The sequence below is a fragment of the Aliagarivorans taiwanensis DSM 22990 genome (assembly GCF_000429505.1).
Taxonomy (GTDB): Bacteria; Pseudomonadota; Gammaproteobacteria; order Enterobacterales; family Celerinatantimonadaceae; genus Aliagarivorans; species Aliagarivorans taiwanensis.
Genome location: NZ_AUBZ01000039.1, coordinates 1 through 21,771 on the forward strand (window position 1 = coordinate 1; position 21,771 = coordinate 21,771).

Genomic DNA, 21,771 nt, shown 5'->3' on the forward strand with positions numbered 1-21,771 from the left:
TACACTGCCTCTTTCGGCGTGCATATGCGGGTTGCCCAAGAAGCGGTTCATACGCTTGATGCTGTGTTTTACTTTGGTGTTGTTACCGATGTGCCTGCCCAGCGAGGTGAGCGTCAGCGTGTCGCTGCTTTGCAGCGCCTTGACAGCGGTTATAAGGGTATCGAGGCGCTTTTTGTGCAGCTCAGGGCAGTTCTGATAAAGCGCTTGATATACAATTCGCAACTCGTGCATCCCGTGAAGTCCTTGTATCTGCTGGTTTGGTTGCACATACCATTAGATCACTTCGCGGGTTGCACTCCAAGCGCAACACTCTGATTTATCGGCTAATTATGTGGGGATTCGTCAGAGCATAATGGCCATGAGCAATGTATTCATCCAAACGAGAGTAAAGATCAATATCACCCATTAGTTCTTCAAGATTGCTCTCTCCACTTTCGAGTTTCTCGTTAGTCTCTGCTAGCAATTTATTGATGCTATCCAGCTTCTTCTCATGCCCGGCAATTGAGTTTTGCAGGGCTTCTTCTGTACCTACGAGCTTCTGAAGTTCATAAGTTTCAATGTTTACCTTTTCAAGCTCTCTTTTTGCTGACTCGAATGATGACTTAACACTGTCGTACTCATCATTGGCTTTGATTAATGCTTCATCCAGTGTCTTATACTTACCTGCCTTCTTGTCTGCAGATTTCTTCGTCAACACATAGGTTAGTAATACTGCTACTGAGGAAATTCCTATAACAACTAAAATATTGGTATCCATTGCTTACCTTAAAACTTGTTGTATAAATTGCTTTCTCAATTCTGCTCGCTCTTCACATCGCTCTAAGTACTCTTCGTTCGCAGCTGCCAAAGCGTTTTTTATAGCCTGCTTCTGCATAGAGTCACGCAAGCGAGCTTGGCGCTTTACCTCACGCTCTCTTTCTCTGAGCGAACGTTCATGCTCCCTTTGCGCTTGGGCGACAGCTCTTTGATGGGCTTTTTCTCGTCTTTGAGCTTCCCGAGCAGCCTGTTTGTTGGCTCTGTCTATAGCCTTAACGATCCTAACAGCGGTACCTAAGCCACTACCTCTCCTAGCCAAATTGCCCTCCATATACCAACCGAATAACTGATGACATTATCATAGTGCTTGGTAGGTGATTGATATGTATGTCTAATAAATTCAAGCGGGCAGAATCATTTTTAAACAACGGCGCCCAAGCAACCTTAAACCTCCACCAAATGACACACAAAAAAAAGCTACCAAGTCGCAAAACTTGATAGCTTTTAATGAATTCACTACCCCACCTAAGAGATGGGGAACACCAGCCTAAGGCTTAGTTACCTTGTGGGCGCATCGCTGGGAACAGGATTACGTCGCGGATGGTGTGGGTGTTGGTGAACAGCATTGCCAAGCGGTCGATACCGATACCTTGACCTGCGGTTGGTGGCAGGCCGTGCTCTAGTGCGGTGATGTAGTCGGCATCGTAGAACATGGCTTCGTCGTCGCCGGCGTCTTTGGCATCAACTTGGGCTTTAAAGCGCGCATCTTGGTCTTCGGCGTCGTTCAGCTCCGAGAAGCCGTTGGCTACTTCGCGGCCACCGATAAAGAACTCGAAGCGGTCGGTGATGAACGGGGTGTCATCATTGCGGCGCGCCAACGGGCTGATATCGGCTGGGTACTCGGTGATAAAGGTTGGCTGAATCAGCTTAGGCTCTGCAGTTTCACCGAAGATCTCTTCAAGTAGCTGGCCACAGTTCCAGAACTTCTCTACTTCAACACCTACCGACTTGGCAATCGCTACCATGTGGTCGCGATCTTGTACCTTGTCGTAGTCCAGCGCTTGGATGTCGGCGTGCTCTGGGTTGTACTGCTTGATGGCGTCCAGCATGCTCAGGCGTGGGTAGCTGCCACCGAACTCAACGGTTTCGTCGCCGTAAGGCATGGCCGAGCTGCCCAGCACCTCGATGGCTACAGTGCGCAGCATCTCTTCGGTCAGGTCCATCAGGTCGTTGTAGTCGGCGTAGGCCATGTAGAATTCCATCATGGTGAATTCTGGGTTATGGCGTGGCGACAGGCCTTCGTTACGGAAGTTACGGTTGATTTCGAATACGCGCTCAAAACCACCTACTACCAAACGCTTTAGGTATAGCTCGGGAGCGATACGCAGGAACATCTCTTGGTCCAGCGCGTTGTGGTGAGTGATAAACGGACGCGCTGACGCACCACCGGGAATCACCTGCATCATTGGGGTTTCCACTTCCATAAAGCCTTTCGACTCCATAAAGCGGCGAATGCCGGCAACCAGCTTAGAGCGGATTTGGAAGGCGGCACGCGACTCTTCGTTCACAATAAGGTCAACGTAGCGCTGGCGGTAGCGCTGCTCTTGGTCGGTCAGGCCGTGGAACTTCTCTGGCAGTGGGCGCAGTGCCTTGGTCAGCAGTTGGTACTGATCCATGTTCACGTACAGGTCGCCCTTGCCCGATTTGTGCAGGGCACCGCTTACACCGATGATGTCACCGATATCCAGACCACCAATGGCCTTCAGCTCTTTTTGCACGTCTTTCGGTGCGTAAGCCTGAATACGGCCGCTTACGTCTTGCAGTACCAGGAAGGGGCCACGCTTCGCCATAATACGGCCAGCGATAGACGCTTGGATGTTCAGCTCTTCCAGCTCAGCTTTTTCTTTTTCGCCGTGGGCGGCTTGCAGATCGGCAGCCAGGTTTTCACGACGGAAGTCATTGGGGTGGCCGTTAGCCTTACAGGTTTCGCGAATTTTATCCAGTTTAGCGCGACGCTCAGCAATCAGCTTGTTCTCTTCTTCTTGCGCTTGGGCTTGATTCTCTACTTGATCTGTCATTGTTTGGTCCTGGTTAAAATTAGCTTACAGCCCTGATTTGAGGCTGGCTTCGATAAACTTGTCTAGGTCGCCATCGAGTACCGCTTGGGTGTTGCGGTTTTCGATGCCGGTGCGCAGGTCTTTAATGCGCGCGTCGTCCAATACGTAGGAGCGGATCTGGCTGCCCCATCCGATGTCCGACTTGTTGTCTTCGGCGGCTTGCTTCTCGGCGTTCTGCTTTTGCAGCTCCAGCTCAAACAGCTTAGCTTTAAGCTGCTTCATCGCCTGATCTTTGTTCTTGTGTTGAGAACGGTCGTTCTGACACTGCACCACGGTGTTGGTCGGCAAGTGGGTAATCCGCACCGCTGACTCGGTGCGGTTTACGTGCTGACCACCGGCACCCGAGGCGCGGTATACGTCGATACGCAGATCGCTGGGGTCGATATCAACCTCGATGCTGTCGTCGATTTCCGGATAGATAAAGGCCGAGGCAAACGAGGTGTGACGACGCCCGCCCGAATCGAACGGCGATTTACGTACCAAGCGGTGTACTCCAGTTTCGGTGCGCAGCCAGCCATAGGCATACTCGCCGCTTACCCGCACGGTGGCACTCTTGATACCGGCCACATCGCCGTCGGAGACTTCAATCACTTCAGCTTTAAACTGGTGGGCTTCACACCAACGCAGGTACATGCGCAGCATCATGCTGGCCCAATCTTGGGCTTCGGTACCGCCCGAGCCCGATTGGATATCGATGTAGCAGTCGCTCTCGTCCATCTCACCAGAGAACATCCGGCGGAACTCCAGCCCTTCTAGCTGGGTGAGTAGCTCGGCGGCTTCCGCTTCGGCTTCCTCGAAGGTCTCTTCGTCTTCGGCTTCAACCGCCAGCTCGACTAGGCCAGCTACGTCTTCGCAGCCTTGTTCGAGTTTATCGACGGTGTCGACCACTGCTTCGAGGTTGGAGCGCTCTTTACCCAGCGCTTGGGCGCGCTCGGGCTCGTTCCAGATTTCGGGCTGCTCAAGCTCGCGACTAACTTCTTCTAAGCGCTCGCGCTTGGCATCGTAGTCAAAGATACCCCCGAAGCACGTCGGTACGCGCTTTAATATCGGCGATGGTGTTGTTGATGGCGTTGACTTCAAACATCTTCGCGTAAACCTATCCGGTAAATACTAAAAACGCGCAATTTTAACCAAAATAGTAACGAATAGACATAGCTATGGTGACGTAAGGGATGCAAAATAGCGGCTTTTTTTGGCAATCTCGAATTCCAGACTGTTCGTATACCAACTAAACTCCCAGATGTCTGGAATGCAAGGTATCTACATGCACAAAGATCCAAAACAACTCGATAAACGCGTGTTCGTGGTGATGGCCCTGTTTATCGGTCTGTTCAGCTATTTTACGCTCTCCCCCGATAGCCATTTCCGCAAGATCCGCAACCTCGACCCACACCACGACAACCCGGCCTTTGTCAGTGGCGAGCTGCAGCTTACCGCCAGCACCCGCAACGGGATGATTGCTCAGTTGCCCGATGTGGGCCAAAGCAAGATCCGGCTTATCAGCGAGCCGGTGGATTTTGAACCCGGCGCCATCTGGCAGGTGGAAGGCATGCTCGATTGGGGCAGCCAGGGCTTGGTGCTGACCGTCTCCGAGATAAACCAAGATTAATACAGCGCTTTTGTAATTAGTCCACTAGTTACAGCAAGCACTTCCTTGTCTTCAACGACTTTCCCTGCGCAATACCTGACCACTTACTTATCCGGATTGGTATAACACTTTCACCACCGGCTTGTGCCTGTGCGATGCGGGCTGTGCTAAGGTAGCGGGCAGTTCATCCAAGGCACTGATCTGAGTACCCTTATGCCTATCAAACACCTTATCCGTTGTGCGCTTGCGGGCGTACTGCTTTCCCCTTTGAGCAGCGCCGCCGCCGAGCTGCCCAACTCACTGCAAAGCTGGGCCAATTGCGCGGGCTACCTCAGCTACCTGTCGCTGCTGCAGCACGAAGAGCCAGAGCACCAAGGGCACGAGCAAACCGCTGCACTACTGGAGCAATATGGCGCGGCCAGCGATAGCTTTCAGCACCAAACCATCTATAGCGAGCAACTCAATCGCGAGCAGGTATTCACCTTGGCGCGTATCCATACCATTGCCTCATTACGCTTTCATCAGGTGGATGGCTTTGGCAACCGGGTAAAGGCGCCGCCGCGCTTTATTCGCGACGCGCAAAACATCGCTGGCACCTACTGTACCCAGTGGCAGCGCAGCCAACCATAAAACTTTCATACCCATATACCGCGTAAGCTGTTAAGTTTTATATTATTTTTAGTAAACGCTAAAGCTAAAAGGACTTACGATGCGCTTGGGCGATTTTATGCTGCGGCCAGTGTTAATGCTGTTGCTGGCCTGTATTCTGTTACTCACACTGATTGCCCAGCCCTTGTTGGGCTTCTCCCCTTGGCAGCTGCCCGCCGCCCTGCGTACCGCCACCGCCCTCTCGGCTAAACTGGCTTGCTCGGGTTACTTTATCTCTGCTCAAAGCCTTGAGCAGCTGGCCGACGATATCGCCAGCTACTCGCCAGCCACCCGCTTGGTCGAGCTAAGCCTGAGCGACGATACAGTCACCGCGACTCTGGGCTCGTCGCTGTACCCGGCACAGGCGCGCTTTAAAGACAATCAGGGCTGCACCTTGGTCAGCCAAAAACCCAATGCCCCGGCTCACCAACAACTTGTGCTTGCCGATATCCCCACCACCAGTTCGCTATGGCCAGCCGGGGAAACCACCCTTATCGACCCCTTCTGGCAAGAGCAGCTTGAGCAGGTTTTTACTGATGACAACCAACAGCAGCTTAATACCCGCGCGCTATTGTGGATCCAAGATGGCGAGCTGCAGGCCGAAGTCTACGCCGACAGCGTAACGCCGCAAACCCCACTGCTCGGCTGGTCGATGGCCAAAAGCTTGAGTGGGATCTGGGAAGGGCGGATAGAGGCCATGGGCTTGGCGAGCGCCCAAAACCATGCGTTGTTTCCTCAATGGCAGGACGACGCGCGGCAAGAGATCACCCTCTCCGATTTACTACAGATGACCAGCGGACTGGATTTTAATGAGGCCTACACGCCGGGCAGCGACGCCACCGAGATGCTGTTCTTTGCCCATCAGGCTGCCAGTGTTCCGCTCGCGCAAACGTCCGATCACCCTCGTGGCGAGCATTTTGCCTATTCGTCCGGCAGCAGCAACCTGCTGAGCTACTACTTGAGCGAGCTGTTGGGAGGCCCCCAGCAAGCCGCAGACTTTTTGCAGCGCGAACTGCTAGGCCCACTGGCCATGGCCAATACCGTGCTGGAGACCGACCCGGCTGGTTATCTGGTAGGTAGCTCCTATGTCTATGCCAGCGGTCGCGACTGGGCGCGCCTCGGCCAGCTGCTGCTCAATCAAGGCGAGCTTAACGGCCAGCGCTTGCTCAGCCAAGAGTGGGTGAAGCGAGCCACCACCGCGAATGACAGTGAAAACGATCCCCGCTATGGCTATCAGCTCTGGCTAAACGGTCCGGGCGAATTACGCTGGCCAGCCCTGCCCGCCGATGCCTTCGCTATGCGCGGCAACCGCAAGCAGCTGGTGATGGTGTTGCCCTCACACAACGCGGTGTTTGTGCGGCTTGGCTGGACCAAGGGCCATTACCCCTTCGAGCAACATATCGCGAACTTGCTCGCAAAAGCTGAACAAGACACTCAGTGATTAATTGTTAAGCAAAGTTTTAATGGCTAGTTGGGGCGCTATCAGTCACAATACTTGCCGATTTTTCAAAGACATATACCCGAGCAGCCTCAAGATGCTGGTTCAGCGAGATTTACCAGTCTCTCAGGCAAGGCGTAGCTCCGCCGATCTAGTGGTCTAAATCAAGGAGCAGTATGAGATTGTTTGGGTATAGAGCCAGCGCAGTATAGGATGGCCAACCACATGCAACACTACCCGATAGGAACCCCAGGCGAAGCCTGGCAACAGCGCGACAAGCAAACTTGGCTAAACCAGGCCAAGCTACAACGCAGTTACCAAAGCTTGGTGCTCGACCCGCTACAAGAACTTGGCTACGACATGAAGGTGCTGCAATACGGCGCACTTAGCTATCAAAGCGAGCGCTACCCGCTGTACCTACTGCAATCATCCAACTGGCACAGCGATAAGCCGGCAGTACTGATCACCGGCGGAGTGCATGGCTACGAAACCAGCGGCGTGCTCGGTGCTTTGCGCTTTGCCAAGCATCACTTGGGCCGTTATCTGGATGATTTCCGTTTTGTTATTGCCCCTTGCGTGAGCCCGTGGGCCTTTGAAACGGTGAACCGCTGGAACCCGCATGCCCAAGATCCAAACCGCAGCTTCTCTGCTCACTCAGACTGTGAAGAGTCGCAACTGCTGATGGGCCAACTGAGCGAGCTCTCTTGTAAGTTCCTGATGCATATTGATCTGCACGAGACCACCGACAGCGACGAAACTGAGTTTCGCCCAGCACTGGCGGCGCGCGATGGCAAAGAGTTTGAGCCTTGTTATATCCCCGATGGCTTTTACTTGGTGGGTAATCAGGCCCAGCCGCAGCCGGAGTTTCATCAGGCGATTATTCGCGAAGTGGCCAAGGTGACCCATATCGCTGAGCCCGACAATCAAGGCCGCCTCTACGACGCCCAGATGAAACAGCCCGGAGTGATCCACTACCCGGTGGAGAACCTGCACCTATGTACCGGGATCACCGGCGCGCCGTTTTCCACCACCACCGAGGTCTATCCTGACAGCGAGCGGGTGGATGCAGAGAACTGTATTCAGGCGCAAGTGACCGCTATCTGCGCGGCGCTGGATTTTTTGATCTAGTCGCTGGCAGCTAAGTCCTGCTCATCGATACAACACTCTTCTTGCAAGAAGCCAATCACGCCTAGCAAACAGGCGTAGTTGGCCACACAAAACAAGGTGCGCCCCTCGCGGCGCTGCTCCAGCAATCCCGCCTTGTTTAGCGCCGCAATATGGTGCGATAAGGTGGAATTAGGCACTTGTAGCTGCGCTTGAATATCCCCCACCGCAATCCCCTGATGCCCAGCACGCACCACTCGGCGAAACACCTGCAGGCGGGTGGGATGGCCCAGCTCTTTTAGGGCCTTAGCCACATCATCTAGTTCCATAAACGCTCTCTCTTATCGCTGTAGCTGTAGCTGTAGCTGTTAGCTGTTAGCTGTTAGCTGTTAGCTGTTAGCTGTTAGCTGTTAGCTGTTAGCTGTTAGCTGTTAGCTGTTAGCTAAAATATATTTCGATATTACTAGAAATATCTTGATCAATCCAATAACCGACCCTATATTTCGAACATTCTAGAAATATAATTTCTATGACAAAAAATATTGGAGACAAGCATGAATATTGATCCATCGCTCACCCACGCTGCGGGCATGTGGCTCTTTCTGGCTGCAGAACTCAGCCTGTTGTTTTTGGCGATTTCCTACTTGGTGGGGATACTGCAACACTACATTCCGCCCGCTAAGATCCGTCAGCTGCTGAGCAGTCAGGGCGGGCGCGGTTACTTGTTTGCGGCGGGGCTAGGGGCGATCACCCCGTTTTGCTCCTGCTCCACCACTCCCTTTCTCAAGGGCTTGCTGCGCGCACAAGCCAGCTTTGGCACCATGCTGGTGTTTCTGTTTGCCAGCCCACTGCTCAACCCGGTGATCATCGGATTGCTGGCGTTTAGCTTTGGCGTGCAAGTGACTGCGCTGTACTTCGCGGTTGCGTTGGGTGTGTCACTGGTCGCAGGCTGGTTGCTAGAGAAGCTTGGGTTTGAGCGCTTTGTGCGCGAACAGGCCTACGCCCCAGAAGAAGCCAGTACATGCGCTTCGGCAAGCGCTACATCGAGCTGTGCAGCTGGCAATCAAAATAGCAACCAAACCAGCTGTGGTGCTAGCAGCGCTGAGCGTCGCAAGCCTGATTGGCGCGGCCTGTGGCAAAGCACCTGGAAGGACTTTCGCCAGGCCCTGCCCTACCTGCTGATTGGTATCAGTGTTGGTTCGTTGATTTACGGCTTTGTGCCAACCGAGCTGATTGCCCGTTATGCGGGCACCGACAACCTGCTGGCGATCCCGTTTGCGGCGGTGGTGGGTATTCCCCTGTATGTGCGTGCAGAAGCGGTGATCCCACTGTCAGCCGCGCTGATCGCCAAAGGCGCCAGCACTGGCGCACTAATGGCGCTGATTATCGGCTCTGCCGGAGCCAGCCTGACCGAGGTCATCTTGCTCAAATCGCTGTTTAAGAACCCGCTGATTGCAGCCTTTGTTGGCGTGGTGCTGAGTATGGCGATAGCAGCTGGGGTGGCCTACACCCTGTTGTTTTAGCGAGGCTTGGAGAAACCTTTGGCGCCGGAGCACTGTTACTTCGGCGCCGCTGAGAAGGTCGGCCAAAAATCGATGAAATCTTGCTTGCTCATCTCCCTGAACATCAAAGCACTTCCTTTAAAGAGGCTACTGAGCGGGCTGTTTGTTCGGGTCGCAATGCAGCTTGCGCAGCCATTTTTGGTGGTAGGCGCTAAAGCGGCGACTCAGTAGCGGCGCGGTAAAGCGGGTTAAACCGCCGCGCTGGGTAATCTCAGTGACAATATCGCAGCCCTCGTCGGTTGGATAGAGCAGCCAGGCGTGGTACAAATCTACCCGGCCACACTTGCCGCGCCAGGCTAGGCGGTCGTCGGGAATAAACTCCACCACCGTGCACTCGTACTCCAACCCTCGGGTCTTCCAACGGAACACGCTGCCCTTGCTTAAGTGCTCACCATCGCCAGTAAGAAACTGCACCGAGGTACGCCGTCTGCCAAACGATGGCCACGAGTGGGCACGGATCAGCTGCATCCAGATATCCGAGACCTTATGTTCCGTCACAATACTGTTCTTGATATGGAAGCTGGCATGCTTGGGGTGATAGTAGGCAGGCCAATTAACAACTTTCGAATAGTTCACACGGCATCCTGGCAAGTGGTATCACGGAAGATAATGTAATTATGAGGGTTTTAGCGATGATTGAAAACTCACTCTTACTTATTCGATGCTACTCACACACCGTTTTATTGCGCCCGGCCTGTTTGGCTTGATAGAGGCACTTGTCCGCTCTGGACAGCAGCTCCGCCAATTGAAGCGCCTCACCTTCAGCGAGTACCACCATGCCCGAGCTTACGGTCATGGGGATCTGCTCGCCCTTGTAATCTAAGGGCGAACTCTCCAGCGCGTCGCGCATCCTCTCGGCCACTTGCCAGCCTTGCTGTTTATCCGCCCCCGGTAGCAGGCAAGCGAACTCCTCGCCGCCGATACGAGCAATCAGGTCGCTGTCGCGAAATACCGACTGCACGATCTCGACAAAGTGGACCAGGGCCGCATCGCCAGCATCATGCCCCCATTGGTCGTTGACCCGCTTAAAGTGGTCGAGATCTGACAGCAGCACACAGCCGCGATGATGGTGACTGGCGAAGGCGGCGTCCGCTAGCTGCTCTAAGCGCCGCCGGTTAAGCACGCCAGTAAGCGGATCTGAATAGGCCATCTCCTCCAGCTTGGAAGACTGCGCCTCCAATAGCTGCTTGGCTTGCTCCAGCTCGCGGTTGGTTTCGGTGACATCGGTAATGTCGTGCATCACCCCCACCAAAAAGTCCATATCCCCCATGCTTAGCCGGCTTTTTCGGGTAATGGTGATACACGGAGTTACGCCATCTTTGAGTACCGTTTCGTAGGCCTCGTCGACCTTGCCACTAGATAGCACCCGCAGGTCGCCGCCATTGCACTGGGCGGCTTGACGGTCGGGGAATATATCCACATCGAGCTGGCCAATGACCTGCTCACGCTGCACCGCAAACAACTCTTCAAAGGCTTTGTTGACCCACACATAGCGAAGGTCGCTGCCCTTGACCAGCACCGGGTTAGGAAGGATATCGAGAATCGCCAGTGGCAGGGAAGACCCCAGCGGATGGTCCATACGAGGCTCCTGCAGTTACTCCGAGTAAAGACTTCTTAGGATAGGGGGCGCTGGCAAGACCTGCCAACTTGCTGCTGAATCTTTGCGACCCTAGATCTAAAGAGGGCTGACAAACGCCAGCCCTTGTAAACACCTTGGCGGAACCGCCTAAGGCAGGTCGGTGGGGATTAAGCCTTCAATCAACGCTGTGCGCCACTGATCGGCTTGCGGATCAAAAGCACCAAAGCCTGAACTGTACTCCCAATAGTGCCAGCTAAAGTTACGCTTTTCGGACTCACGGGCGATAAAGGCGGTCCATGCGCGCTGGTCTTGCGGGGACGAGTGCTGGCTATATACACCAAACTCGCCAATATTCACTTCAAAGCCCCGCCCCGGCTGATCATTCCAGCTTGATACCGCATCCAGATAATCAAACAGCACTTGCTGCTGGCTGGCAGTGCCCAGCCAACGGGTTCCTATCCAGCTATTGGCACCTGGGACCCACTCCGCCCCTTGATGAGTAAACTCAAAGGGCTCGTAGAAATGCACGGTAATAATGGTGTTGTCGGCATTCGCTGCTGCAGGTAGTTCTAAATCAGGTAGCTTGAACGGCCCGCCCCAGTCAGCGGTGCCAATCATCACCTTGCGCTGGCCTAAGTCGTTATTTTGGGTGGCGGCATTGTCCACCCACAGCTGCTCAATCAAATCGGCCACCATGGCGTTCCACTCATTGATGCCCACCGCCGCATGGGGCTCGTTAAGAAACTCAAATACCAGTTGGTCTTCTGGGTAGTTGGCCAAGGTAAAGCGCGCTGCTAACTGATCCCAGATGCCAAGCAAGCGAGCGGTGTGATGGTCTAGCTCATCCGCTTCATCGAACAGGTCGTTATAGTGGTGGGTGTTGATAATCACCCGCAGGCCTTGCTGGATGGCCTCGTCCACAACCTCCTGTACCCGATTCAAAAAGGTGGCATCAATGGTATAGGGGGCGGCATCGTCGGCGTGGGCGTTCCAGCGAACTGGAATGCGCACGCTAGCAAAGCCGGCCTCATAAATGTTCTCGAAGTCGCTGGCTTGGATGGTTAGGCCGCCATTCCACTCGCCCTCTTCGGTGGGCGACTCAAAATAGTTACCCATATTAATACCGCGCCCCAAGAAGCTCTGATCCAAACCGCGGCTAGCGTTCCAGCTATAGACATCGCTGTAGTAGGCCTCGTCCAGCACCACTTCAGCGCCATCTTCACCACCGCTGTCACCACTGGATGAACCACAGGCGACAATAATACCGAGTGTTGCGAAAACCGCCGTCAGCGGAAGTAAGCGTGTTAATTCCATTTAATTCTTCCCTCAAAATATATTATCACTAGTGGAGCACAGCCGCTCCTTGGTGCTCAACGACGCTTGTCACATGCTTGCGACTATTTGCTTAAAATCGGCGGCGGCTCTGGTTTTGATGAAACCAAGACCTGTCACGGGAAGATAAAAAAAGGGCGAAGTCTACTTCGCCCTCTAGATGCGGTAGCTCTATTCGATAGCTGCGAGCTTACTGCTGGGGAATCAGCCCTTCAATCAGGGCGCTACGCCACTTCTTGGCGTAGGGGTCGTAGGCACCAAATCCTGAGCTGTATTCCCAGTAGTGCCAGCTGAAGTCACGCTTCTCTGACTCGCGGGCAATAAAGGCGGTCCAGGCGCGCTGGTCTTCCGGGCGCGACACCTTGCTGTAGACACCGAACTCGCCAATGTTTATCTCAAAGCCGCGGCCCGGCTTTTCGTTCCAACGTGATACAGCATTAAGGTAGTTAAACAGGGTTTGCTGCTCACGCTTGCTGCCAAGCCAACGGGTGCCGACCCAATCCATGGCACCGGGGGTCCACTCAGCGCCTTGATGGGTAAAGGGCATCGGCTCATAGAAATGCACGGTGATAATGGTGTTGTCGGCGTTACAAGCCTCTGGCAGGCGCAGGTCGGGCAGCTTAAAGGGACCGCCCCAATCGGCCGTGCCGATCATTATTTTGCGTTGCCCCAGCTCGTTGTTCTGGGTGGTCGCTTTGTCTTGCCAAATCAGCTCAACCAGATCGTCCACCATGGTGTTCCACTCGCGCACGCCCACCGCCTCGTGGGGCTCGTTGAGAAACTCAAACACCAGTTGGTCTTCCGGGTAGTCCGCTAAGGTAAAGTGATCCGCCAGCTGATCCCAAATGCCGTTCAGACGCGCCATATGGTGTTTCAGCTCGCGGCGATTGTAGAACAGCTCGTTGTAGTGATGGGTGTTGATGATTACCCGTAGGTCGTGGGCGAGCGCTTGGTCCACTACCTCTTGCACCCGCTCAAGAAACTGCGGGTCGATGGTATAGGGCGCATCGTTCAAGGCATGGGCATTCCAGCGCACCGGGATCCGCACACTGGCAAAACCGGCGGCGCGGATATTGGCAAAATCGCTGTCCTTGATGGTTAGATTGCCGTTCCACTCCCCTTCATAGCTGGGCGACTCGAAGAAGTTACCCATATTGATGCCACGCCCTAAAAAGGTTTGCTCCAGGCCACGGCTGTCATTCCAGTTGTAGATATCGCTGTAGTAGCTTGGATCCAGCACCACTTCTGCATCTTGTTTGGCCCCGGTAGAACCACAACCCAGCAGCATGGTAACGCCTGCAAACAAACCGGCCCACGCGGCCACATTACCTAATTTCACTTGTATCACTCCATAAAGCATCTCTGGCCTTAGTGGAGCACAGCGCCTGTTACAGCGCTGCGATACCGGTCACAAGCGATTGATATTATGAGCATAATTGGTTTCAGCGCATGCTTTGATGAAACTATACCCGAACAGTTACGCTAGTTGCTTAGGCTATCCAGAAACTGCTCCAGTGCCTGCCACTGCTGCTGATAGTAGGGGTTGAACATCAACCGCGCCATCGGCTGGTAGCGCTGCAGGTTCTGCTCGGTCTTCTCGGCAAACACGATCGGGGTGGTGCTCTTACAGGCCTGATAGCGTGGCCAATCCCCCAGATAGTGGCCGCAGTTGCGATAGGCGCCCTGCTCGCCATACAGTGGGTTCTCAGGTGACAGCACCAAGGCATGGGAGGCGCCCACTACCCGGTGACAAGCATGGGCCTGATCCTCGCTGGGGCAGCTTGAAAGAACAGTGGTAAGCCCATTCTCGACGGTGCTCACTTGTCCCTCGGGGGCGACTAAGAACAGCTTATCGCGCTGGGCTGTAGTGCGCCCCGGTGTGTTGTGCCAGCTCTCCAGCATGGCGATGCCCTCGCCCACCACAGTGGTCTCATCCACCTCGCTAAGCGCCACAAACATCGGCAGATCTGCGCCATGTTGGCCACGGCTTAAACGCCCACGTAGGCTGCGCATCAGCTTCTCAACCTCGGCGGCTTCTTTTAGGGTGAAGGACTCATACTTGGCCACGTCGGTATCGGCATCTTGCTCCAGCCACTGCTTAAGCCGAGTCGGGGTAAACAGCGGGTTCACCCACGGGGAGATCCAGGCAAAGCGATTGGTGGATTGTACCGCGGGCGACCACAGCATCACGCCTTTGAGCTGCTCGGGGAGCGAGTCGGCATGATCCATCAAGGTTTCCACCAGCAAGGTAGCTCCGGTGGAATAGCCACCGAGCACCACGTGGGAGTAATCGGCTACTGCTTGCTCCAGCGCATAGTCCACCGCTGCGCGCCAGTCACCCACTCTCACCCCAAGCATCGCGGCAGGTGCTTCGCCATGGCCGGGGATCAGCAGGGTGCGCACGGTATAGCCCTGTGACCACAAATCAAAGGCCATATCGTGGTAGCTAAACGGTGAGTCGGTCAGGCCATGTACCAGTAACGCCAGCTTATTATCGTCTGCGGATTTAAGCTCATAGGGGGCAACAAAATCGAGCACCTTGGGCGGATGCTGCCAGCCATATTGCTCGGCTAAAGCCTCACGCAGGGGTGAGTTGAGTGGGCACGCCCAATCGGCGCGCGGGTTCACCTCGGCAAGGTAGCGACGGGTGTGGGCCAGATAGTCTTGATAGCTGGCTGCGCTTTGCTTGGCGAAATCAAAGCGTTTGAGCTCGCTCTCAAGCGGGTGGCGGTAGTAGCCTTCAGACTGGGCACGCTGCATCCAATCGGTATCGGCATTGATGGTGACACAATCAAACTGCGCCGCCGCGGCCTGCCCACTCCCTACAAGCCCACTCCATATCAAGCAAATCGCTGAGAAAATCCGTCTGCTGCACAACAAAGGCCACTCCCTAAGGTATTGAAAGAAAACCGTCATACTTTACTCTGATACTGTAAGGCCGAGCAAATGGAAGCCCCTTATCATGTCGAGACCAGCACACACACTCGCAGTATTTGATCTAGATGAAACCCTGCTCAGCGGGGACAGTTCGATGCTGTGGCATCGCTTCATCGTTGACCAAGGCTTGGTTGAGCAAGCCGATTTTATCGAGCGCGACCAAGCGCTGATGGCGTTATATGCCGATGGCCAGTTGGATATGCGCGAATATATCCGCTTCAGTATGCAGGCGGTGCAGCACCACTCCATCGCAGCGCTCACTCCCTTGGTTGAGGCCTTCTGCCAACAGCGGATCCGGCCACGCCTCTACCCCGATGGGCGGCTATTGCTCAAGCAACTGCGTGAGGCGGGCAGCGAGCTATTGATCATCTCCGCCAGCGCCAGCTTCTTGGTCGAACCGATTGCCCGTTTATTAGATGTAGAGCATGCCTTGGGTATCGACCTGCATGAAGACAATGGTTATTACAGCACCAAGGTCAAAGGCACCATGAGCTTTCGCGAAGGCAAGGTGACCCGCTTGCAAGCGTGGCTGGCAGAGCGCCAGCAACACTATCAGCAGCTACGGTTTTACACCGACTCCATCAACGACCTGCCAATGTGTGAGCAGGCCGATTATGTGGAGGTGATTAACCCCTGCCCACGCCTGCACGCCTTGGCTAAGCAGCGTGACTGGCCGATTCACGACTGGTTAGTGGCATCGGCAAATTGAGATGATTGCAATCTTTAGGGGGCAAGCTTATGCTGGCGGCGCTGATGTGAGAGGCACCGCTCCAGGGCGGGCAACTCGCCCTTAAAGCAAGTGCTCACTCGCGCTTCATCTCACTAATGTTGTACCCAAAGGCTTAACTATGGCTTCCAAGCAAATTGCATTTATCGCCGCCGATATGGACGGCACCCTGCTCAATCCAGATGGTCAACTCGACCCTGAGTTTTTTGATGTCTACCAGCAGCTTAGCGACAAAGGGATCCACTTTGCTGCCGCCTCTGGTCGCCAGTATTACAGCCTCAAGCAAACCTTCGCCCCCATCGCCGAGCAGATGCTGTTTATTGCCGAGAACGGCACCTTAGTGATGCATCAAGATCAGGAGCTGTATAGCTGCACCATTGCCAAAGCAGAGATTGAGCAGGTAATCACTGAGGCGCGCGCCATCGACGGCGCGCATATTGTGCTGTGCGGCAAACGCTCAGCCTATATCGAGACCCAAGACCCCAAAGCGATTGCCGAGATCAGCAAGTACTACCACCGTCGCGAGAGCGTGGCAGATCTGCTGGCGGTGGACGATGAGTTTATCAAGGTGGCGATTTGTCACTTCGATGGCACCGAGGCATTGGTCTATCCGAGCATCAATCAGCACTTTGGCCAATCTCACCAAGTGGTAGTGAGTGCCGCCATCTGGCTGGATGTGATGAATGCCGAGGCCTCTAAGGGCAGCGCAATTAAGCATCTGCAGCAAACCCTAGGCTTTAGCTTCGAGCAAACCATGAGCTTTGGCGACTACTTTAACGATGTGGAGATGCTGGCCGCCAGCTACCACTCTTACGCTATGGCCAATGCCCATCCCGAGGTGAAAAAGCTGGCCCGCTTCGAAGCGCCTAGCAATGCCGAATCTGGGGTGCTGCAGGTGTTAAAACGCCTGATCTAAGGCTGCCCGCTCCTCCATGTTCAGGCCAGCCTTGCTGGCCTGTTTTGCATTATGCGCTCTGATACTTTGCCGGTAACTCCGCGCGACGCAACACCTGCACCAACAACGCCAAACTCAGCATGGCGGTGAGCGCTTCAGCAAATAAGATACTGCTCCAGATACCGTTGACCGGGAACCAGCGGGGCAGCAGCAACACCCCAATCACCACCAACACAAAGCCCCGACACAGCGACAGCATGCTCGCCGCCTTTGGCTGTGCAGTGGCCTGAAACAGCGTCGCAGTCACCAGGTTCAGCCCCATCAGCGGCGCGGCCAAAAAGTAAAAACGCATCGCCGTCGCCGCCAGCTCGGCTTGATCGCGTTGAGCGCCCAAGTAGATACCCGCAAGGCTATCGGCAAAGACCCATACCAGCGCAGCAAAGCCCACACCCGCGCCCATCGCCGAGAGCAGCCCCAAGCGATAGGTGGCCCAGACTCGTGCAGACTGCTTTGCCCCATGGTTAAAGCTGATAATCGGCTGACAGGCCTGTCCCACGCCCAGCATACTGAACAAGGCAAAGGTGCCCACCTTGCCGGTGAGTCCATAGGCCACCAAGTGTGCGTTGCCGTAGTGATGCAGCAGCACAAAGTTAAACAGCACAATGGTCATGGCAGCGGTCACTTCGATAAAGAAGGTCGGCATGCCGATACTGATGATCTCTTTGCTGCGCCCCAGCCCTCGCGCTTGTTGGAAGATTTTTTTAACATCCAAGCGAAGCTGCCCTTTGGCGCGCACAAAGTGGCTCAGCAGCATGCCAGCCATCAGCACCTGAGCCAGCCCGGTAGCCAAGGCCGCCCCGCTAACTCCCCAGCCCCAGCGGATCACAAACAGGTAATCCAAGGCCAGGTTGAAGATGGCGCCGGCAGACATCGCCAGCATCGCCAAGCGCGGATTGCCGTCGTTGCGCACAAAGCACGACAGCACCCACGTTAGGGCATACACCACGTTGAACTTAAGCAGCACCCGTAGGTAATCGGCTGCCAGCACGGCGATATTGCCGCTGGCACCTTGCCACGCCAGCAGGTCTTCCAGCCAGATCAGTCCAGCTACCACCACCACACTGACCACAGCGGCAGTCAGCAAGAGTGATTGGCTAAACAGCGCCTGCCCCTGGGCAACCCGCCCACGGCCAAACTCCATCGACATTAGTGCAGCGCCGCCAATCCCCACCATCATGGCCAGCGCGGTAAACAACGAAAACCCCGGCATCGCCAGCGCAATGGCGCCAAGGCCATCGGCGCCCACGCCAATACCGATAAAGAAGGCATCGCCAAGGATAAATACCGACTTAATCAACATGCCCGACAGTGCGGGAAGCAAGTAGTGTAGAAAGGCGCGCGGAATGGGGCTTGCACGCAGGTCGATAGACGCAGTAGACATGGGCTCTCCAGAAGACAAACAACACTACTAAGGCAATTGCCCTAATCAGCGAACGGAATTATCCGGAACAGCAAGCAGGATGGAAAGGGATTAAATGGCCATTTGTCGGCACTATTTGAACATTTGGTGGATTCACCAAGCAAACGAACAGTTGCATGGCTGTTTGAGATGGAGACCAGCCGGGAGGTCTATCCCGGCTGTAATGCAATTTAAGCAAAGACTATTATCAGGCCGCTGCACCATTACGCGACGACCAGGTCTCGAGAAACGACTGCAATTTGGGCGAGCTAGGTGCGTTAAACAGTTTCGACGGTGGCCCCTGCTCCTCAATCTTCCCTTCGGCGAGAAACACCACCTGATCGCTAACCTGAGCGGCAAAGCCCATCTCGTGGGTTACCACCACCATGGTCATCCCTTCTTGGGCCAGCTCCTGCATCACCTTGAGCACCTCGCCGACCAGCTCAGGGTCGAGCGCAGAGGTGGGCTCATCGAACAGCATGATCTTCGGGTCCTTGGCCAAGGAGCGGGCTATCGCCACCCGCTGCTGCTGACCGCCGGAGAGCGACAGCGGATAGACCTCAGCCTTGTGCTCCATGCCCACCTTGGTCAGTAGCTCCAGCGCCCGTTGCTTGGCCTGGGCCAAGGGCACGCCTTTGACCCAACGCAGTGGTGCCATCACATTCTCAAGCACGCTTAGGTGGGGCCACAGGTTAAATTGCTGGAACACCATGCATACCTCGGAGAGCTCCTGCTGCACCAAGGACTTTGGCAGCAGCTCGCGGTTCCCCTGCTCGTCCATGCCATAGCCAATGGTTTTGCCGAACACGTTAACCTCGCCTTCCTGATACACCTCGAGGAAGTTAATACAGCGCAGCAGGGTGCTTTTGCCGGAGCCGGAGCCACCGATAATGCAGGTTACCTGCCCTTCTAATATGTTCAGGTCGATGCCCTTGAGCACTTCGTTGTCGTCGTAGCGCTTGCGTAGCTTAACCAACTCTACGGCGGTGCGCGGAGTGTTGTCGGCGTGGGTTTGCTGGGTCATCATCAGCTCCTCAAGTAATGGGTTGCGCGCAGCTCGCAGTAGTTGGCGACCTTGGCAATGGCGAAGTTCAGGCACCAGTAGGCCAGCGCTAAAAACAGATAGGGTTCAACCACGGTAAAAGTTTGGGTGGCCATGCGCACCGCGGCAGTGGTCATCTCTGGCACCGTGATCACCGACAAGATGGCCGACTCCTTCACCATGATGATGGTTTGGTTCAAACAAGGCGGAATAATCAGCGCCAGCATCTGCGGTAGCTGGATCTTCACCAAGGTGGTGATCCGGCTCATCCCCAGATCCTGCGCCGCCTCTAACTGCCCCTTAGCCAGACTCTCGAAGCCGCTGCGGTAGATCTCGGCAAAATAGGCCGCCACATACAGCGCCAAACACAGTACCCCAACAAACTCGGCACTCAGCGACAGGCCGATAAACGGGCCGCCATAAAACAGCAGATAGACCTGCACCAGTAGTGGCGTGCCGCGAAACGTAGCCAGATAGCCGCGATAAAACCAGCGCCATAGTGCGCCCGGGCGCAGTGAAATCAAATACAGCACCAAGCCCCAAGCCAGCCCTAGCAACAGCCCTAAACTGCACACGTAAACGGTGTAGGTGAAGCCCTTGAGCAGCGCCGGACCAAATTCCAGATAAAGTGAAAAATCCATGCCTGCTCCTAGTAACTCATGCGCCGTTCAACCCAGCGACCCACCACTGCGACCGCCGAGGTCATCAGCAGATACATCAGCCCTGCGGTGATAAAGAACTCCAGCGGACGATAGGTGGTCGACGAATAGGTTTGGGCAATTCGCATCAAGTCAGTCACTGCAATGGTAGAGATCAGTGCCGAGTTCTTGATGATGTCGATGGTTTCATTGACCAGCGATGGCAAGGTTTTGCGCACCACTTGCGGCATTTGGATGTAACGCAGAGTCTTCCACCAACCAAGGCCGATGGTCCAAGCGGCCTCATTTTGGCCGCGCGCTAGGGTCTGAAAACCGCCGCGTAAGATCTCCGCCTGAAACGCGGAGGTATTCATGGCCAAGGTGATAATTGCTGCACTCACAGGCTCCAAACTCAGCCCCAATAAGGGCAGAAAGTAAAACACTATCGCCAGCTGAACCAGCAAAGGCGTGCCACGCAGCGCACTGATGTATACTCGGGCGATCCCCACCAGCCAAGGCTTAGCGGAAATACGTGCTAGACACAGTAAGCCGCCACCAATAAAACCCAGCGCGATGGAGAACAGCGAGATGCCCAAAGTCATCATCGCCCCCTCCAATAGCGCAGGGGCATTCTTTAAAACGACGGAAAAATCCAACATTGCCGATCCTTGGCCCGGCGCGCACGCCGGGCAGTATTACTTGTGTAACGCGGCCTTAGTTAACCGGTGCAGGCGCTTTAGTTTACCGGTGCAGGCGCTTTAGTTTACGGGTGCAGGCACCATGCCTTGCGGTACTTCCATGGTGAAGCCGAACCACTTCATTTGCAGCTCATCGAGCTTGCCGCTTTGCTGTAGCTTCTCGATGCCCTCACTGAAAAACGCAACCAGCGACTCAGATTCAGCATCGTCACGCCCCGCCCAGGCGTAGTAGGTCGCCGGGCCAAAGGCAGGCTGCACAATCTCAAACAGGTCACCACGTTCTTTCACGATGGGGGCCAGATTCGACAGTGCCTGTGGCACCGCATCCACTCGACGTGACGCCAACGCTGAATAGGCCTCGTTGTAATCGGTAAACAGCTTGATGTCTTTGTAGCCTTCGCCTTTCTCAGGGATCACCACCGACTGCTCGTATTCTTTGGCCACCTCAACCTGTGGAGCACCGGCCTGAATACCGAGAACCTTGCCAGCCATATCCTGTGGCTGGACGATACGCTCATCGCCCTTGCGTTTGAGCACCGCTACCGATGCAGTCGAGGTGGGGTAGGTGAAGTTGTACTTGGCGGCGCGCGCCTTGGTGATGGTGAGCGAGGTCACCACAAAGTCGTAGCGCTTCGCGGTAAGCCCGGCCATGATGCCTTGAAAAGGCAGGTCCAGCTGCTTGAGCTTCACGCCCGGCAAATCGGCCAGGATCTCCACCAGCATGTCTTGGTGGTAGCCGGTGATCTTGCCATCTTCTAATAGCTCGAAGGGGGCATAGCGGGCTTCGGTGGCGATCACAATCTCGCCGCGCTGTTTAATCTCTTCCAGCAAGTCGGCGTTAGCCGCGCTGCTCAATCCCAAGCTGGCCACTAGCGTACTGGCCGCTAGGCAGAGTTGTTTGATGGATAAACCTTTCATAAATCTTCTCCCGTGAAGCATTGCTTTCCGTTGCGTTAATTGCTTTCTATGTTGCGAGGGAGAGCCAAGTGCAACAAACGGTATCTGCTAATCGAGTGCATTAGCATGGGTTATGAACCAGCTTGGCGCAGAGGGCTTTAGTTGCACCAAATTGGCTCAAAATTCGAGCAGCACAGCCGCTCAGACAACACCGCTAAGTCCCGCGAACTGTTGGTAAATCACGCTATAAATCAATTCCTTACTCTTGGCATGGGCTTTGCGTTTCCGCTGAAGAGCTATCAATGCGAACTATCAATACGAAATATCCCTACACCGGAATGTGGAGAGCACACG

At 54.9% G+C, this 21,771-nt stretch carries 21 protein-coding genes and 1 pseudogene; 7 read left to right on the plus strand and 15 right to left on the minus strand.

Annotated elements, in window-relative coordinates:
- From G462_RS0116885 to prfB, 4 genes and pseudogenes are all read right to left on the minus strand, one after another.
- Nucleotides 1-231: pseudogene (locus G462_RS0116885) on the minus strand (IS4 family transposase); the annotation flags it as partial.
- 85 nt (nucleotides 232-316) lie between these two features.
- The gene (locus G462_RS0116890) at nucleotides 317-757 is read right to left on the minus strand and encodes a hypothetical protein (protein WP_026960040.1); all 441 of its coding nucleotides are present in this window, start codon (nucleotides 755-757) and stop codon (nucleotides 317-319) included.
- A 553-nt stretch (nucleotides 758-1,310) separates the two neighbouring features.
- Nucleotides 1,311-2,834 carry a lysine--tRNA ligase gene (gene lysS, locus G462_RS0116900; protein ID WP_026960042.1) on the minus strand — a complete coding sequence of 508 codons (1,524 nt, stop codon included), beginning with the start codon at nucleotides 2,832-2,834 and terminating at the stop codon, nucleotides 1,311-1,313.
- 24 nt (nucleotides 2,835-2,858) lie between these two features.
- Nucleotides 2,859-3,957, minus strand: a protein-coding gene (prfB, locus tag G462_RS24550; RefSeq protein ID WP_157360379.1) for a peptide chain release factor 2 whose coding sequence is annotated in 2 segments (ribosomal slippage) — nucleotides 2,859-3,881 and nucleotides 3,883-3,957 — 1,098 coding nt in all. Because the reading frame shifts where the segments join, the coding sequence is not laid out codon by codon here.
- A gap of 180 nt (nucleotides 3,958-4,137) precedes the next feature.
- Between prfB and G462_RS0116910 the strand changes: the two genes are divergently transcribed.
- The 4 genes from G462_RS0116910 to G462_RS0116925 all read left to right on the plus strand — a co-directional run bounded on the left by G462_RS0116910 (nucleotide 4,138) and on the right by G462_RS0116925 (nucleotide 7,675).
- Nucleotides 4,138-4,482: a hypothetical protein gene (locus G462_RS0116910; protein WP_026960043.1), complete on the plus strand. Its 345-nt coding sequence runs from the start codon at nucleotides 4,138-4,140 to the stop codon at nucleotides 4,480-4,482.
- Between the two features lie 192 nt (nucleotides 4,483-4,674).
- Nucleotides 4,675-5,091 (plus strand): hypothetical protein, encoded by a 417-nt coding sequence (locus G462_RS0116915; RefSeq protein ID WP_026960044.1) that lies wholly within the window; start codon nucleotides 4,675-4,677, stop codon nucleotides 5,089-5,091.
- A 79-nt stretch (nucleotides 5,092-5,170) separates the two neighbouring features.
- The gene (locus tag G462_RS23170; protein WP_051326816.1) at nucleotides 5,171-6,550 is read left to right on the plus strand and encodes a serine hydrolase domain-containing protein; all 1,380 of its coding nucleotides are present in this window, start codon (nucleotides 5,171-5,173) and stop codon (nucleotides 6,548-6,550) included.
- 222 nt (nucleotides 6,551-6,772) lie between these two features.
- Nucleotides 6,773-7,675 carry a M14 family metallopeptidase gene (locus G462_RS0116925; RefSeq protein ID WP_026960045.1) on the plus strand — a complete coding sequence of 301 codons (903 nt, stop codon included), beginning with the start codon at nucleotides 6,773-6,775 and terminating at the stop codon, nucleotides 7,673-7,675.
- On the opposite strand, the gene G462_RS0116930 is transcribed toward G462_RS0116925, so the two are convergent.
- Nucleotides 7,672-7,980, minus strand: a complete 309-nt coding sequence (locus G462_RS0116930; protein ID WP_026960046.1) for an ArsR/SmtB family transcription factor — start codon at nucleotides 7,978-7,980, stop codon at nucleotides 7,672-7,674. The genes G462_RS0116925 and G462_RS0116930 overlap by 4 nt on opposite strands.
- Before the next feature lie 225 nt (nucleotides 7,981-8,205).
- Here G462_RS0116930 and G462_RS0116935 point away from each other — a divergent pair, with 225 nt between their 5' ends.
- On the plus strand, nucleotides 8,206-9,174 hold the full coding sequence (locus tag G462_RS0116935) for a permease (RefSeq protein WP_026960047.1): 969 nt from the start codon (nucleotides 8,206-8,208) through the stop codon (nucleotides 9,172-9,174).
- A gap of 126 nt (nucleotides 9,175-9,300) precedes the next feature.
- Here the strand turns inward: G462_RS0116935 and G462_RS0116940 are convergent, their stop codons facing one another.
- The 5 genes from G462_RS0116940 to G462_RS0116960 form a co-directional block, all read right to left on the minus strand.
- Entirely contained in the window at nucleotides 9,301-9,789 is a 489-nt protein-coding gene (locus G462_RS0116940; protein WP_026960048.1) for an SRPBCC family protein, read from the minus strand.
- A gap of 88 nt (nucleotides 9,790-9,877) precedes the next feature.
- Nucleotides 9,878-10,792: a GGDEF domain-containing protein gene (locus tag G462_RS24050; protein WP_051326817.1), complete on the minus strand. Its 915-nt coding sequence runs from the start codon at nucleotides 10,790-10,792 to the stop codon at nucleotides 9,878-9,880.
- A 147-nt stretch (nucleotides 10,793-10,939) separates the two neighbouring features.
- Nucleotides 10,940-12,106: a glycoside hydrolase family 5 protein gene (locus G462_RS0116950; protein WP_051326818.1), complete on the minus strand. Its 1,167-nt coding sequence runs from the start codon at nucleotides 12,104-12,106 to the stop codon at nucleotides 10,940-10,942.
- Between the two features lie 208 nt (nucleotides 12,107-12,314).
- The gene (locus G462_RS0116955; RefSeq protein ID WP_051326819.1) at nucleotides 12,315-13,463 is read right to left on the minus strand and encodes a glycoside hydrolase family 5 protein; all 1,149 of its coding nucleotides are present in this window, start codon (nucleotides 13,461-13,463) and stop codon (nucleotides 12,315-12,317) included.
- A 143-nt stretch (nucleotides 13,464-13,606) separates the two neighbouring features.
- Nucleotides 13,607-15,004 (minus strand): alpha/beta hydrolase, encoded by a 1,398-nt coding sequence (locus tag G462_RS0116960; RefSeq protein ID WP_169720183.1) that lies wholly within the window; start codon nucleotides 15,002-15,004, stop codon nucleotides 13,607-13,609.
- Nucleotides 15,005-15,086: 82 nt separating this feature from the next.
- Between G462_RS0116960 and G462_RS0116965 the strand changes: the two genes are divergently transcribed.
- Nucleotides 15,087-15,770 (plus strand): HAD family hydrolase, encoded by a 684-nt coding sequence (locus G462_RS0116965; protein WP_026960052.1) that lies wholly within the window; start codon nucleotides 15,087-15,089, stop codon nucleotides 15,768-15,770.
- A gap of 139 nt (nucleotides 15,771-15,909) precedes the next feature.
- Nucleotides 15,910-16,704, plus strand: coding sequence for a Cof-type HAD-IIB family hydrolase (locus tag G462_RS0116970; RefSeq protein WP_026960053.1), 795 nt, complete (start codon nucleotides 15,910-15,912; stop codon nucleotides 16,702-16,704).
- Nucleotides 16,705-16,753: 49 nt separating this feature from the next.
- Here the strand turns inward: G462_RS0116970 and G462_RS0116975 are convergent, their stop codons facing one another.
- The 5 genes from G462_RS0116975 to G462_RS0116995 all read right to left on the minus strand — a co-directional run bounded on the left by G462_RS0116975 (nucleotide 16,754) and on the right by G462_RS0116995 (nucleotide 21,438).
- On the minus strand, nucleotides 16,754-18,124 hold the full coding sequence (locus tag G462_RS0116975; RefSeq protein WP_035478144.1) for an MATE family efflux transporter: 1,371 nt from the start codon (nucleotides 18,122-18,124) through the stop codon (nucleotides 16,754-16,756).
- 226 nt (nucleotides 18,125-18,350) lie between these two features.
- Nucleotides 18,351-19,166, minus strand: coding sequence for an amino acid ABC transporter ATP-binding protein (locus tag G462_RS0116980; protein WP_051326821.1), 816 nt, complete (start codon nucleotides 19,164-19,166; stop codon nucleotides 18,351-18,353).
- Nucleotides 19,167-19,168: 2 nt separating this feature from the next.
- Nucleotides 19,169-19,825 carry an amino acid ABC transporter permease gene (locus tag G462_RS0116985; RefSeq protein ID WP_026960056.1) on the minus strand — a complete coding sequence of 219 codons (657 nt, stop codon included), beginning with the start codon at nucleotides 19,823-19,825 and terminating at the stop codon, nucleotides 19,169-19,171.
- An 8-nt stretch (nucleotides 19,826-19,833) separates the two neighbouring features.
- Nucleotides 19,834-20,481, minus strand: a complete 648-nt coding sequence (locus G462_RS0116990; RefSeq protein WP_026960057.1) for an amino acid ABC transporter permease — start codon at nucleotides 20,479-20,481, stop codon at nucleotides 19,834-19,836.
- A gap of 99 nt (nucleotides 20,482-20,580) precedes the next feature.
- A complete protein-coding gene (locus G462_RS0116995) occupies nucleotides 20,581-21,438 on the minus strand; it encodes a transporter substrate-binding domain-containing protein (protein WP_035478146.1) in 858 nt (285 codons plus the stop codon).
- Between the last annotated feature and the right edge of the window lie 333 nt (nucleotides 21,439-21,771).

Bases quoted from the DNA above. Each gene is read 5' to 3' on its own strand.
- G462_RS0116985 (WP_026960056.1), bottom strand. From the start codon at position 19,825: ATGGATTTTTCACTTTATCTGGAATTTGGTCCGGCGCTGCTCAAGGGC.
- G462_RS0116935 (WP_026960047.1), top strand. From the start codon at position 8,206: ATGAATATTGATCCATCGCTCACCCACGCTGCGGGCATGTGGCTCTTT.
- G462_RS0116915 (WP_026960044.1), top strand. From the start codon at position 4,675: ATGCCTATCAAACACCTTATCCGTTGTGCGCTTGCGGGCGTACTGCTT.
- G462_RS0116970 (WP_026960053.1), top strand. From the start codon at position 15,910: ATGGCTTCCAAGCAAATTGCATTTATCGCCGCCGATATGGACGGCACC.
- G462_RS0116975 (WP_035478144.1), bottom strand. From the start codon at position 18,124: ATGTCTACTGCGTCTATCGACCTGCGTGCAAGCCCCATTCCGCGCGCC.
- G462_RS0116965 (WP_026960052.1), top strand. From the start codon at position 15,087: ATGTCGAGACCAGCACACACACTCGCAGTATTTGATCTAGATGAAACC.
- lysS (WP_026960042.1), bottom strand. From the start codon at position 2,834: ATGACAGATCAAGTAGAGAATCAAGCCCAAGCGCAAGAAGAAGAGAAC.
- G462_RS0116925 (WP_026960045.1), top strand. From the start codon at position 6,773: ATGCAACACTACCCGATAGGAACCCCAGGCGAAGCCTGGCAACAGCGC.
- G462_RS0116980 (WP_051326821.1), bottom strand. From the start codon at position 19,166: ATGACCCAGCAAACCCACGCCGACAACACTCCGCGCACCGCCGTAGAG.
- G462_RS0116890 (WP_026960040.1), bottom strand. From the start codon at position 757: ATGGATACCAATATTTTAGTTGTTATAGGAATTTCCTCAGTAGCAGTA.
- G462_RS0116930 (WP_026960046.1), bottom strand. From the start codon at position 7,980: ATGGAACTAGATGATGTGGCTAAGGCCCTAAAAGAGCTGGGCCATCCC.
- G462_RS24050 (WP_051326817.1), bottom strand. From the start codon at position 10,792: ATGGACCATCCGCTGGGGTCTTCCCTGCCACTGGCGATTCTCGATATC.
- G462_RS0116995 (WP_035478146.1), bottom strand. From the start codon at position 21,438: ATGAAAGGTTTATCCATCAAACAACTCTGCCTAGCGGCCAGTACGCTA.
- G462_RS0116950 (WP_051326818.1), bottom strand. From the start codon at position 12,106: ATGGAATTAACACGCTTACTTCCGCTGACGGCGGTTTTCGCAACACTC.
- G462_RS23170 (WP_051326816.1), top strand. From the start codon at position 5,171: ATGCGCTTGGGCGATTTTATGCTGCGGCCAGTGTTAATGCTGTTGCTG.
- G462_RS0116910 (WP_026960043.1), top strand. From the start codon at position 4,138: ATGCACAAAGATCCAAAACAACTCGATAAACGCGTGTTCGTGGTGATG.
- G462_RS0116990 (WP_026960057.1), bottom strand. From the start codon at position 20,481: ATGTTGGATTTTTCCGTCGTTTTAAAGAATGCCCCTGCGCTATTGGAG.